The organism is Pacificoceanicola niger (genome assembly GCF_048553275.1).
In the GTDB taxonomy this organism is placed as follows: Bacteria; Pseudomonadota; Alphaproteobacteria; order Rhodobacterales; family Rhodobacteraceae; genus Pacificoceanicola.
Genome location: NZ_JBLZMW010000013.1, coordinates 17,550 through 31,193 on the forward strand (window position 1 = coordinate 17,550; position 13,644 = coordinate 31,193).

10 protein-coding genes are annotated in these 13,644 nt (G+C 61.9%); 4 read left to right on the forward strand and 6 right to left on the reverse strand.

All coding sequences use genetic code 11. The features are described from left to right. The first annotated feature begins 107 nt into the window (after positions 1-107). Together ACN2XU_RS15895 and ACN2XU_RS15900 are read left to right on the forward strand one after the other, a co-directional pair. Complete coding sequence (locus ACN2XU_RS15895) at positions 108-776, forward strand: sigma-70 family RNA polymerase sigma factor (protein WP_419411436.1); 669 nt, start codon at positions 108-110, stop codon at positions 774-776. Positions 777-778: 2 nt separating this feature from the next. Beyond that, on the forward strand, positions 779-1,426 hold the full coding sequence (locus ACN2XU_RS15900) for a ChrR family anti-sigma-E factor (protein ID WP_419411437.1): 648 nt from the start codon (positions 779-781) through the stop codon (positions 1,424-1,426). Between the two features lie 200 nt (positions 1,427-1,626). Here the strand turns inward: ACN2XU_RS15900 and lpdA are convergent, their stop codons facing one another. The 6 genes from lpdA to mutL all read right to left on the reverse strand — a co-directional run bounded on the left by lpdA (position 1,627) and on the right by mutL (position 11,522). Next, positions 1,627-3,369: a dihydrolipoyl dehydrogenase gene (lpdA, locus tag ACN2XU_RS15905; RefSeq protein ID WP_419411438.1), complete on the reverse strand. Its 1,743-nt coding sequence runs from the start codon at positions 3,367-3,369 to the stop codon at positions 1,627-1,629. Positions 3,370-3,379: 10 nt separating this feature from the next. Beyond that, positions 3,380-4,642, reverse strand: a complete 1,263-nt coding sequence (aceF, locus tag ACN2XU_RS15910; protein WP_419411439.1) for a dihydrolipoyllysine-residue acetyltransferase — start codon at positions 4,640-4,642, stop codon at positions 3,380-3,382. A 21-nt stretch (positions 4,643-4,663) separates the two neighbouring features. Then, complete coding sequence (gene aceE / locus ACN2XU_RS15915; RefSeq protein ID WP_419411440.1) at positions 4,664-7,321, reverse strand: pyruvate dehydrogenase (acetyl-transferring), homodimeric type; 2,658 nt, start codon at positions 7,319-7,321, stop codon at positions 4,664-4,666. 262 nt (positions 7,322-7,583) lie between these two features. Then, positions 7,584-8,510 carry an ornithine cyclodeaminase family protein gene (locus ACN2XU_RS15920; RefSeq protein ID WP_419411441.1) on the reverse strand — a complete coding sequence of 309 codons (927 nt, stop codon included), beginning with the start codon at positions 8,508-8,510 and terminating at the stop codon, positions 7,584-7,586. Position 8,511: 1 nt separating this feature from the next. After that, positions 8,512-9,672 carry a DNA recombination protein RmuC gene (locus tag ACN2XU_RS15925; protein WP_419411442.1) on the reverse strand — a complete coding sequence of 387 codons (1,161 nt, stop codon included), beginning with the start codon at positions 9,670-9,672 and terminating at the stop codon, positions 8,512-8,514. Continuing rightward, a complete protein-coding gene (mutL, locus tag ACN2XU_RS15930) occupies positions 9,669-11,522 on the reverse strand; it encodes a DNA mismatch repair endonuclease MutL (protein WP_419411443.1) in 1,854 nt (617 codons plus the stop codon). Before mutL ends, ACN2XU_RS15925 begins: the two co-directional genes overlap by 4 nt. 817 nt (positions 11,523-12,339) lie before the next feature. On the opposite strand from mutL, the gene ACN2XU_RS15935 reads away from it, so the two are divergent. After that, complete coding sequence (locus ACN2XU_RS15935) at positions 12,340-12,714, forward strand: rhodanese-like domain-containing protein (RefSeq protein WP_419411444.1); 375 nt, start codon at positions 12,340-12,342, stop codon at positions 12,712-12,714. A gap of 136 nt (positions 12,715-12,850) precedes the next feature. Continuing rightward, positions 12,851-13,573 (forward strand): SpoIIAA family protein, encoded by a 723-nt coding sequence (locus ACN2XU_RS15940; RefSeq protein ID WP_419411445.1) that lies wholly within the window; start codon positions 12,851-12,853, stop codon positions 13,571-13,573. Positions 13,574-13,644: the final 71 nt, after the last annotated feature.

Sequence of the window (13,644 nt, forward strand, 5' to 3'; positions counted from 1 at the left end):
TTGTGTTCTCCTTGTTTACGGAGCGCATCCCGGTTTGGATGCAAAACAGCGCGCAAAACATCCGAAAAATAACTGATCCGCCCCGGCATTGCCCACGTATCGTTTTCATGTTTGGCCAAACCGACCTCCTCACCGCCTGCGATGACCCCGTTCCGGTTGAAATCCGGACGCAGGGCCGTAAGTCTTCCCGAAACGAACGGAGGGGCAAGAGCAGGCTCGTGAGAAGAGATACAAGCGAGGCGGCGGCTGGGTGGGTAACCTTGATCACCCGGATCCGCGACAGCCGTGACGAACAAGCTTTCGTCGCGCTGTTCGAGCATTTTGCGCCGCGGGTCAAAGGGTATCTCATCCGCTCCGGCGCGGACGAGGCTCTGGCCGAAGAGGTCATGCAGGATGTGATGACCACGATCTGGCGCAAGGCGGCGCAATTCGATCCGAGCCGCGCTTCGGCGGCGACCTGGATCTTCACCATCGCCCGAAACCGCCGGATCGACGTCCTGCGCAAGCAGCGCAGACCAGAGCCAGAGGACCTGACCTGGGGTCCCGAGGCCGAACCGGACCAGGCCGACGTGCTTGGCCTGCAACAGGAAACCGAACACCTCGGGGCCGCGATCGCAGCCCTGCCCGACAAGCAAAGAGACCTGATCGAAAAAGCGTACTTCGGCGAACTCAGCCATTCGGAAATTGCAGAAGCCACCGGATTGCCGCTCGGGACGATCAAATCCCGAATCCGGCTCGCCCTCGACCGTTTACGCCACGCCATGAGCCAGATGTGACTATGACTGACATGATAACCCACCACCTCACCGATGACCTGATCCTTGGCTATTCCGCCGGAACCCTGCCGGAGGCCGTGAACCTCGTGGTCGCAACACACATAAGCATGTGTGACAACTGCCGCGCTGCTCTCGCCGCCCACGATGCTGTCGGCGGGGCTCTGGTCGAGGCGGCATCGCCCGCCCGGGTACAGGCGGACAGCCTGTCGAATGTCCTGGCCCGCATCCACGCCGGCACGCCGGAACCTCAGTCCGAAATCCCTCGCACGTCGGACGTGCCGGCACCGCTTGCGGATTACGTCGGCGGATCACTGTCGGATGTCAAATGGCGATCTGTAGGACTCGGCGTGAAACAGGCGGTCCTGAAGACATCCCCTGAGGCGACCGCCCGCCTGCTGTACATTCCCGCAGGCACCGCCGTGCCGGACCACGGTCACAACGGGCTGGAACTGACACTGGTGTTGCAAGGGGCTTTCAGCGATGAGGACGGAACCTTCGGCCCGGGCGATATCGAGGTCGCGACCGATGATCTCGAACACACGCCCATCGCCGACATTTCCGCCGATTGCATCTGCCTCGCCGTGACGGATGCGCCTTTGAAGTTCAAAGGCTGGCTGCCGCGCCTCGCCCAGCCCTTCGTCGGGATCTGACCCAATCTTCCTGGCAAGGCCGCGGCGTCTCTGCTCCGGCCTTGCGCTGTTATGGCGACACGGACGACGACCGACAAGCACAGCAGGGCAAAGGCTCTAAGTACCGCGCAGCGCCCCGCTTCTCCTCTTGTAAATACTCAAAAAAATGCGCGGAGCCTTCGCCCCGCGCATTTTGCTTGTTCACCTCACAGCCCCGAAACTCAGTGCTTTTTCTTCTTTGGCGGCATCAGGTCGGTGATCGTGCCCTCGAACATTTCGGCGGCAAAGTTCACCGTCTCCGACAGTGTCGGATGCGGGTGGATCGTGTGGCCAAGGTCCACCGCGTCCGCTCCCATCTCGATCGCCAACGCACATTCGGAGATCAGATCCCCCGCGTTGCTGCCCACGATGCAGGCGCCGATCACGCGGTCATCTTCCGGGTCGAACAACAGCTTGGTAATGCCCTCGCTGCGCCCATTGGACAACGATTTGCCCGACGCGGCCCAGGGGAACACACCCTTTTCGTACTTCACGCCCTTGGCTTTCGCCTCGGTCTCCGTCAAGCCACACCACGCCACTTCCGGGTCGGTGTAGGCGACAGAAGGGATCAGCTTGGCATCGAAGAAGCGCTTTTCTCCGGCGCAAACCTCTGCCGCAACCTTGCCCTCGTGCACCGCCTTATGCGCCAGCATCGGCTGGCCCACGACGTCGCCAATGGCGAAGATATGCGGAACCCCGGTGCGCTGCTGACGGTCCACGGCGATGAAACCGCGATCATCCACCGCCACACCCGCGGCTTCGGCCCCGATCAGCTTGCCGTTCGGCTTGCGCCCCACAGCCACCAGAACCTTGTCGAAGGTATCAGAAAAGCTCTCACCTTTGTCGTCCTCGAAGGTGACTTTCATGCCACCCTTGAGCGCCTCGACAGCGGTCACCTTCGTCTTGAGGAAGATGTTCTCGTAGCGGCCCTTGATCCGGGTCATCAACGGTTTGACAATGTCCTTGTCAGCGCCGGGGATGATCTGATCCATCAACTCGACCACCGTGACCTTGGAACCCAGTGCGTCATAGACACACGCCATCTCCAGCCCGATGATCCCGCCGCCCAGAACCAGCATCCGCTTCGGAATATCCTTGAGTTCCAGCGCGCCGGTGCTGTCGATCACCCGGTCATCTTCCGGGATGAACGGCAGCGCCACCGGCTCGGAGCCCGCCGCGATGATGCACTGGTCAAAGCTGACGGTGGTTTTGCCCTCGTCGCCGGTCACTTCGATCATGTTCGGGCCGGTGAACGTGCCGGTTCCGCGCACGATCTTCACTTTGCGGCCTTTCGACAGCCCGTCCAGACCACCGGTCAGTTGGCCCACAACGCTGTTCTTGAAGCCACGCAGCTCATCGAGGTCGATCTTGGGCTTGGAGAAGCTGATCCCGTGGGACGCCATCTCTTCTGCTTCGGTGATCACCTTGGCCACGTGCAGCAGCGCCTTGGACGGGATACACCCCACGTTCAGGCACACGCCGCCCAGTGTCGGGTTGCGTTCGATCATCACGACCGATTTGCCAAGATCCGCAGCCCGGAACGCCGCCGAATAACCGCCCGGACCGGAGCCCAGAACAACCACCTCGGCATGCACGTCACCGGGGCCGGAGGCCGTTCCGGTCGCCGCCACGCTTTTCGGCGCGTCCGTCTCCGCTGCGGGTGCCTCCTTCGGGGCGCTGTCCCCGGCCTTCGCATCCGCGCCTTCGAGCACGAGGATCAAGGTGCCTTCGGACACCTTGTCGCCTTCGCTCACCTTGATCTCCACGACCTTGCCAGCCGCGGGAGAAGGCACCTCCATCGTCGCCTTGTCGCTTTCAACTTCGATCAGCGGATCTTCCTCGCTGACCGTATCGCCGACCGAAACCAGCACGGTGACGACAGGCACATCCTTGAAATCACCGATATCGGGTACTTTGACATCCATCGTGTTCACCTCACCACAGCAGCTTGCGCATATCGCCGAGCAGGCCCTTGAGCGTCACGCAGAAACGCGCGGCCAAGGCCCCATCGACGGCACGGTGATCATAGGACAGCGACAGCGGCTGCATCAGGCGCGGCACAAACTCCTCGCCATTCCAGACCGGGGCCATCTTGGACCGGGTCAGGCCAAGGATCGCCACCTCCGGCGCGTTGACGATTGGGGTAAAGCTGGTCCCGCCAATGCCGCCAAGACTGGAGATGGTAAAGGTCGCGCCCTGCATGTCCTTGGACTTCAGCTCGCCATCGCGGGCGGCTTTGGACAGGGTCATCAGCTCCTTGGAGATCTCAACGAGGCCCTTGCGGTCCGCGTCCTTGATCACCGGCACCATCAGGCCGTTCGGCGTATCCGCTGCAAAGCCGATGTTGTAGAAATCCTTCTTGATCAGCTTGTCTCCATCCGGGTGGATGGACGAGTTGAACTCCCAATGTGCCTTCAGCGCAGAGACACTCGCCTTGATGACAAAGGACAGCAGCGTCACGCGATAGCCGTCTTCCTTGGCCTGCGTGTCCATCTCCTTGCGGTACTTGTCCAGATCGGTGATGTCCGCCTCGTCATTGTGCGTGACATGCGGGATGTTGAGCCAGGACCGGTGCAACGCAGGGCCGGAGATCTTCTTGATCCGCGGCATGTCCACTTCTTCGATCGGCCCGAACTTGGAGAAGTCCACCGCCGGGATCGGCGGAATGCCCATGCCGCCCTGAGCGCCACCGCCGGCAGAAGCGGCAGCAGGTGCCGCAGATTTCAGCACCTTTTCCACGTCTTCGCGCAGAACCCGACCCTTGCGGCCCGTGCCGTTCACCTTGTTGAGATCAACCTCGACCCGGCGGGCAAAAGCCCGCACGGAAGGAGAGGCATGCACCTTGCCAAAACCCGCATCCGTGACCGGCGCCGCTGCCGGGGCTGCGGCAGGCGCCGCTTTGGGGGCCTCGGCCTTGGGCGCTTCGGCCTTCTCTTCTTTCGGCGCATCGCCAGCGCCAGCATCATCGGCTTCGATGATCAGGATCACCGCCCCTTCAGAGACCTTGTCGCCTTCGGAAACCTTGATTTCCTTGACCACACCGGCGTGCGAAGAGGGCACCTCCATCGTCGCCTTGTCGCTCTCCAGCTCGACGATCGGGTCTTCCACAGCGATCGTATCGCCCACGGAGACCAGAACCGTCACCACCGGGACTTCGTCGAAATCGCCGATATCGGGAACCTTAACTTCTGTCGTCATCTTTATTCTCCTCGTTCCCGCTTATGCCAGCCGCGGGTTCGGCTTGCCGCCGTCGATGTCGTATTTCTTCAGAGCCTTTTCGAGATCCTTCTCGCTGACGGCTCCCTCCCGGTACAGGTCAACCATGGCGGCCGCCGCAATGTGGTTCGCATCCACCTCGAAGTGACGCCGCAGGTTCACCCGGCTGTCCGAGCGGCCAAATCCGTCCGTCCCCAGAACCGTGTAGCGGTTCGGGACACTGGCGCGGATCTGCTCTGCGAAGTTCTTCATGTAGTCGGTTGCCGCGATGACCGGCCCCTTCACGCCGTCGAGCAGCTCGGACACATAGGCCTTGCGCTGCTCGGCAAACGGGTTGAGCCGGTTGAACCGCGCCGCATCCTGACAATCGCGCGCCAGCTCGTTGAAGCTGGTGGCGGACCAGATGTCCGACGTCACGCTAAAGTCTTCCTTCAGCATCTCCGCCGCCTTGATCGCCTGCACGAGGATCGTTCCTGACCCCATCAGGTTGACGTGCTTCTTGCCCGGACGCGATGTCTTCTGCATCCGGTAAAGCCCCTTGATGATGCCCTCTTCGGCGCCCATCGGCATTTCGGGATGCTGATAGTTCTCGTTCATCAGCGTCAGATAGAAGAACACGTCCTCCTGATCCTGATACATCCGCTTCATGCCGTTCTGAACGATCACCGCCACTTCATATGAGAAGGTCGGATCATAGCTGATGCAGTTCGGCACGGTGCTGGCGAGGATATGGCTGTGGCCGTCCTCGTGCTGCAGACCCTCGCCGTTCAGCGTGGTGCGTCCCGCTGTTCCGCCAAGCATGAAGCCCCGCGCACGGCTGTCGCCCGCCGCCCAGGCCAGATCGCCGATCCGCTGAAAACCGAACATCGAGTAGTAGATGAAGAACGGGATCATCGGCACGCCGTGGTTGGAATAGGCTGTCGCCGCCGCGATCCAATCCGCCATCGCGCCCGCTTCGTTGATGCCTTCCTGCAAGACCTGTCCGTCCTTGGACTCCTTGTAGTACATCATCTGATCACGGTCTTCGGGCGTGTACGTCTGCCCCAGCGGGTTATAAATCCCCACGGAGCGGAACAGACCCTCCATGCCGAATGTCCGGCTTTCGTCCGGGACGATCGGCACGACGCGCTTGCCCACCTGCTTGTCACGCAGCAGCGTGGTCAGGATGCGCACGAACGCCATCGTGGTGCTGATTTCCCGCTCGCCGGTGCTTTGCAGCTCCTTCTTGAACGCGTCGAGACCAGGGATTTCCAACTTCGGCGATTGCGTCTCGCGCTTCGGGAACGTCCCGCCAAGCTCCTTGCGCCGCTCGGCCATATAGGCCTTCTGCGCATTGTTCAGCGTGACAAAGGGGATGTCCTTTTCCAGCTCTTCGTCCGTCACCGGGATCTTGAACCGGTCGCGCATCGCCTTGAGCTGATCGAATTGCATCTTCTTTTGCTGGTGCGTGGTGTTCTGGCCTTCGCCAGCGGTGCCCATGCCATAACCCTTGACCGTCTTGACCAGCAGAACCGTCGGCTGGCCTTCGGCTTTCGTGGCCCGCAGGAAGGCGTTGTACACCTTCTTGGGGTCATGCCCGCCGCGCCGCAGCGCCCAGATCTGATCGTCGGTCCAGTCCTTCACCAGCTCCGCAGTCTCCGGGTACTTGCCGAAGAAATGCTCACGGATAAAAGCGCCATCCTTGGATTTGAACGTCTGATAATCGCCGTCGATGGTCTCATCCATCAGCTGGCGCAGCTTGCCGGAGGTGTCGCGCTCCAGCAGTTCGTCCCAGCCCTTGCCCCAAAGCAGCTTGATCACGTCCCAGCCCGAGCCACGGAAGTTGCCTTCCAGCTCCTGCACGATCTTGCCGTTGCCGCGCACCGGACCATCAAGCCGCTGCAGGTTGCAGTTGACCACAAAGATCAGGTTATCAAGCCCCTCGCGGGCCGCCAGCGCAATCGCGCCAAGGCTCTCGGGTTCGTCCATCTCGCCGTCGCCGAGGAAGGCCCAGACCTTGCGGTCCTGCTTTTCGATCAGGCCCCGGTTTTCGAGGTACTTCATGAAGCGCGCCTGATAGATCGCCATCAGCGGGCCAAGGCCCATGGAGACCGTCGGGAACTGCCAGTATTCCGGCATCAGCCAGGGGTGCGGATAAGAGGACAGGCCGCCACCGGCGACCTCGGAGCGGAAATTTTTCAGCTCCTCTTCGCTGATCCGGCCTTCCATGAAGCTGCGTGCGTAAATGCCCGGCACCACGTGGCCCTGGAAAAACACCAGGTCGCCGCCATGGATCGCGCTCTTGGAGCGCCAGAAGTGGTTCAGACCAACGTCATACAGCGCGGCGGAAGACGCGAAGGAGGCAATATGCCCGCCGTACTCGCTCGATTCCTTGTTCCGCTTCACGACCGTGGCCATGGCGTTCCAGCGGTTGATCGTGCGGATGCGCCATTCCATTTCGCTGTCGCCCGGCATGTCGACTTCGTCGTCCGGCGAGATCGTGTTCTGATACGGTGTTGTCGATGAGAACGGCAGCTTGGCCCCGGCCGCGCGGGCCCGCTGCACAGCCTTGTCCAGAAGGAAATGTGCCCGGTCGGCGCCGTCGCGTTCGATCACATCCTCTACGGCCTCCTGCCATTCCTGGCTTTCGACCGGATCTATATCCTGTGGGGTGTCTTTCATGGGCCTCTTCCCTTTCTGCGTCGCAGTCGCGCGAAAATGGTTTAGCACTAAACCATTCTAAGTTTTCATGGGAGGTTCTGGCCTGATGCCCGCCCCTCCCATGGCTGAACATCGTTGGCGTCATGTCTATCAATCTGCCTTCACCTTGGGCAGACGATCAATCGCATAGCGTCCATGCAGCGGCTGCATAACGATTGTTCAATATTAAACGATGTGTTTCCCGGCGGTTTTCCCACGCAATTTTCTTATCATCGTCTTTCGTTCAGCTAGGGCGCGACCGGACCTGAGTCCATGCCCGCGCCGCCAAAGCATAATCCCCAACAGCGATTCCCCGGAACATGAAAGCCCGCGGCCCCGGTGCCAGGGTCACCCCCTGATCCAGCATTTCGGTCAGATCCGCAGCGATCCGCTCCGCCGCAACCATCGGCTCCGGCATCCCCGCCTCCTGCTCGCGATCGTCCACGACAACCGTCCCAAAGGCGCCGAACGTGCCACGGTCCCACGGCTTCGCTGCATCGGTAATCACGGCCAGCGCGCCAGGTTTGAGCAGCCCGGCATCAAGGAACGGCGCGCCGGTGTAGGTGATCGGGATCGAACTGACCACGATATCGGTTTCGTCCAGCGCCTGCTCCGGCGTCTCGCAAACCACGGCCCGAAACCCCAGCCCCTCGGCCATGGCAACGAGCGCGTCGATATTCGCCTGGCCGCGCCCCGAAAGACGCACCTCGCGCAGCGGAAAAAGCCCTGCAAACAGCTCCAGATGCGACCGCGCCTGCACGCCGCAGCCGACAAAGCTCATGACGCTGGCATCAGGCATCGCAAGCGCCCGCGCCGCGACCGCCGACAAACCCGCCGTGCGCACCGCCGTGATCCATTCCGCATCCATCAGCGCCAGACATTCGCCGGTATGCGCATCGAGCACCATGATCGCCCCTGTGATCGAGGGCAGCCCGCGACCGGGGTTGTCAGGACAGACCGTCACAGCCTTGACCACCGTCACATCGCCGTTGGCCAGAGTCGTCATCATGTAGCGCCCGTCACCGGGCTGGATCACGCTTTTCGGGGTGGTGATCAACGCGCCCGCCGCCTTTGCCTTCACCGCATCCGCGATTGCCTCGACAATATCGGATGGCGTCAAACCAAGTCCCTTCAAATCCTCATCATTCAGGATTTTCGGGGCAAAGGTCATGTCAGCCTCCTGGCTTCGTTAGCGGTAAATTCTCCTCACCATCACCCGCCAATTCCTCAAAGTCAAAGTTATCCAGACGCCGCGCGCGTTTCCCGGCCTTGTCGGCGCTGATCTTGATTTCCTCAATGTCCTTCGACGCCTGCCCGAAATGCCTGTCCAGATTGGCCACCCGCGCGCCAAGACGGTCCACATCGGCATACAAAAGGTGCAGCTCCTTGCGGATCGCCCCCGCCTGCTCGCGCATCCGCGCATCCTTCAAAATCGCGCGCATTGTGTTCAGCGTCGCCATGCAGGTCGTCGGAGAGACGATCCAGACCCGCGCCGCGAATCCCTCCCGCACGATTTCCGGGTAATTCGCGTGCAGCTCCGCATAGACCGCCTCAGACGGCAGGAACATCAGCGCGCCATCGGCTGTCTCGCCCTCGATGATGTACTTGTCGGAAATATCCCGGATGTGCCGCCGCACCGAAATCCGCATCTGCCCCTGCGCCCGGATCAGCGCTTCCGGCGTTTGTGCCCGACGCAAGGCCTCGTAGGCCTCAAGCGGGAACTTGGCATCCACCACAATCGGCCCCGGCGGATTGGGCAGGTGGATCAGGCAATCCGCCCGCCGCCCATTCGACAGCGTCGCCTGCAGGGTAAAGCTGTCGGACGGGAGGGCCTTTCCGACAATATCGCGCAGCTGAATTTCGCCGAACGCGCCGCGCGTCTGCTTGTTCGACAGAATATCCTGAAGCGACAGCACGTCGCCCGAAAGCTTGGTGATATTGGCCTGCGCCGTGTCGATCACCATCAGCCGTTCCTGCAGCTCGCCCAGCGATTTCGCCGTGCGCCGGGCCGATCCTGTCAGGCTCTCGCCCATCTTCTCCTGCACCTCGGCCAGCCGCTGCTCCATCAGCTGCAACATCGCCGTCTGGCTGTGTGCCTGCGCCTCGCTCACCCCGGTGAGCCCACCAGCCAGCCGCTCCTGCCCGTCGGACAGCCCCGCAACCCGCTGGTTCAGAGCATTCATTTGCCGAACCAGCGGCTCAACAGCCGCAGCGGACCGGCCCGCGCCCCGCACCGCCATGATCAGAAGAATGAGAACCAATGCCCCAAGCCCCAGCCCCGCCAGAACCAGCGGATCGTCCAGCGGAATCTCCGTCTCCCCGATCCGGATCATGTTCGGCCAAACAGCCGTTCAATGTCCGACAGCTTCAGCTCCACATAGGTGGGCCGCCCGTGGTTGCATTGGCCGGAATGCGGCGTTGCTTCCATCTCGCGCAGGAGCGCATCCATCTCTTCGCCGCGCATCCGGCGGCCGGAGCGGATAGAGCCATGACAGGCCACGCGGCTCAGGATCGCCTCGATCTTCTCCTGTACGAGCTGGCTTTGCCCCTCGTCGGATAGCTCATCGAGAATATCCTCGATCAACGCCTTGGAATTCACCTCGCCGAGGATCGCGGGCGTCTCGCGCACCGCCACCGCCCCGCCGCCAAACGGCTCGATGGTCAGGCCCATGCGCGTCAGGTCTTCGGCAACCGCCAGCAGCGCATCGCGATCTCCGGGCGACAGATCCACCACATCCGGGATCAACAACGCCTGCGCCGGGACGCCTGTCTCGGCCATCTGCTTTTTGAGCTTTTCGTAAACCAGCCGCTCATGCGCCGCGTGTTGGTCGACGATGACTATGCCGTCTTCGGTCTGGGCGATAATGTAATTATCATGCACTTGCCCCCGCGCCGCGCCCAGGGGGCGATGCACCGGCTCGGTCTGCTCCGTCGTCTGCGGCGGGGAGACATCCTCCACCACACGGCCGGAAAACGCCCCGGCCATCTCAGCAAAGCCGGGCTCGGAGGCAGGCTGCGGCGCTTGCATGGCATAGGATACGCCGCGCGAAAACCCGCTGGGCCGATCCATCTGATAGACCCGCGGTTCCGTCACCTCGGGCCGCATCGCGCCCAATGTCGCGCTCGCCACGGTCGACGACGCGCGATGCCCAGCCTCGGCCAGCGCATGGCGCAGCGCCGACACGATCAGGCCCCGCACAACGCCAGGATCGCGAAAGCGTACCTCAGACTTGGCCGGATGCACGTTCACGTCGACCTTATGCGGATCGCAATCGACAAACAACGCCACCGCCGGATGCCGGTCCCGCGACAGGAAATCGTGATACGCGCCGCGCAGTGCACCAATCAGCATCTTGTCCCGCACCGGGCGGCCATTCACGAACAGATACTGCGCCACCGCCGTCCCACGCGAATAAGTCGGCAATGCCGCATAGCCGGTGAGCCGAAAGCCCTCCCGCTCTGCATCAATCGCCAGCGCATTCTCGATGAATGCGTCGCCCATCACCCGGCCAAGCCGCCCGCGCAGCGCATCGAAGAGATCGCCGCTTTCGGGATCGGTGCGAAAGCTCACACGGTCATTGCCGCCCGACACATCCTTGAGCGTGAAGCCAATCGACGGCTCCGCCATCGCCAGCCGCTTTACCACGTCGGAAATCGCCTGCATCTCCGCGCGATCCGTACGCAGGAATTTCAGCCGCGCAGGCGTCGCATAGAACAAGTCGCGCAGCGTCACCACCGTGCCGGCGTTCAGCGCGCAGGGCTTTACCGCGCTCATCGTCCCGCCACTGACGCTCAACTCGCACGCCTCTTCGCCCCGCACCCGGCTCTGGATCGTCAAACGGCCCACCGCGCCCAGCGACGGCAAGGCCTCGCCGCGAAAGCCAAAGGAATGAATGTTCAGCAGATCCGTACCGTCGATCTTTGACGTGGCATGGCGTGACAGCGCCAACGGCAATTCCTCAGCCGTCATGCCACAGCCATCATCGCTGATCCGGATCAGGGTCTTGCCACCATCGGCAATTTCGATGCCGATCCGCCGCGCGCCCGCGTCCACGGCGTTCTCGACCAGTTCCTTGACCGCAGAAGCAGGCCGTTCGACCACTTCACCGGCGGCGATCCGGTTGATCGCGGCATCGTCCAGCTGTCGAATGACAGGGCGCATATTGGGGGCATGGGAATTCATCCCACAAAACCTAGCACCCCCCCATTGATTCTAAAACGGCCCATTTCAAGCCATCCACAGAAGATGAAAATAGAGGGTTAACGATTTGGCATACCGTTTGCGAAATATTAAAACTTAGGTCTAATATACATGGAAAGATTGTTACGCCAGAAATGCGTAACGAAACTCGATCAACCCAAGGAGTCGGCCCATGTTGGTGCCCCTGATCACCTTCGAAACCATTGCGCAGATCTACGGCGAACCCTTCGCCAGGACCTGGTTCCGCCCCTGGTCCCCCTGCAACAAAGCGGGCTGAGCCAAACAATCTTCTCAGCATCGACAGCCGATCAAGCCGCCTTCCGGATCCAGGCCGGTCCCGACGTCGCAGAGCAGCGGCGCCGCACATAGGACCCCTTTTCCAAAAACTGCGTCAGCTCCGCCATCTCATCGGGCTGCGGGGTGCGGTTGTGGCCGCTGAAGGCTGCCTCCCGGAAAGCCTTGGCCAACGCCTCCACACAGGAAACCCTCTCCGGCAGTCTCGGTCACGGCATCCTGTAATCCTCGATTGTGATCCGGCTGGGCGCGTTGCGCCAAAAACCGCGATCCTTGCCGCGCGGATCTTCAAATTCATGCGGGTGATGACCGCGATCTTTGATCGGGACGCACCCGGCGACAATTTCGTCTTTCAGATCGGCGTCGCGGGGGGAACCCGGACCGCATCAAAGACCGGGCAGCGAAAACCTGAGCGGCACCTCGCAGCCCGCTCGCTCCTCCGCACCGGATGCTATACAGAACTGCTGGCACCCCCCTCCGCGCCCCGGCCTCGAAAGGAACGATCATGAAAACCGAAACTGTCGACAACGCAACGCTCGAAACATGGACCGTGGACGAGGTCCAGCAGGCCCTCAACGCGCGCAAGATTGTCCTGATCGACGTGCGCACCCCGCAAGAATACATGTTTGAACACATCCCCGGCTCTCTGTTGCTGCCGATGTCTTTCGTCGACTGCGCGTCGCTGCCCGGCCAGACCGACAAGCGCATCGTTTTTCATTGCGGCTCCGGGGTGCGCTCCGAAAAGGTGGCGCGCAAGGCCATCGAAGAGGGGTTTGAGCAGATTGCCCACATGGAAGGCGGCTTCGGGGCGTGGAAAGCGGCACAAAAGCCCTACACCGGGACCGACATGGCCACCGGCGCCCCGAAACGCATGGGCTGAGCGAAATCCGATCCAGCCCACCGAAGGCCCCGCCGCGACGGGGCCTTTGCCTTGTTCCAGATCATTGAAACAACACCCAAGGCTGCGCATCTCTAGTCATAAGGGGCCTTTCGCCCCAGCTGACAGGAGAACAGCCATGATCACCGTCAAATCCCTTCCGACTGCCGGGCACTACGAGGTGCACGTTTCCGGCAAGGTCACCGATGACGACTACGAGCACGTGCTCATCCCGGCCCTCGACCGTGCCATCGAAGAGCATCAGCGCATTCGTGCAATCGTCATCCTTGCCGACGATACGACGTTCAGCCTCGCCGCCGTGCTCGACGATGCGGAATTCGGAATGCGCCACTGGAACGGTTTTGACCGGCTGGCGCTGGTTGCGAAACCGGGCTGGATTCCCCGTATGGCGCGCGGCATGGCGATCCTGTTCCCCTGCCCCGTGGGCGTGTTCACGCCTGCCGAGACAGACGACGCCCGCCGGTGGCTCTCGCAATCGCTCGGTGCGGTGCATCAGACGGACCTCGGCGACGGTGTGCTGCACGTCCAGCTTCTGGGCAAACTCGACCCGGCGGTGATGGCCGCTGAAGAGCAGGACATGAATGCTTTCGTGCGCAAGAACGAGCGTTTCCGCCTGCTGCTGGACCTGCGGGAATTCGACGGCTGGCAGGGGCTTGCCGCGCTGCGAGCGCATTTTGCCATTGCCCGCAATCACTACGACCTCATCGACCGCGCCGCCATTGTCGGTGACAAGAGCTGGCAAAAGCTGGGGCAATCGGTTCTTGGCGCGGTGTCTGGTGCGAAAACCAAGTATTTCGATGCAGACGACTTCAATGGCGCCAAGGCCTGGATCAAGGCCTGATCCGGTTTCTTCAATGGAGATCGGGGCGACCCCCGCCAACGTGCTCGCCCCGCAATATGCAAACGCCCCGG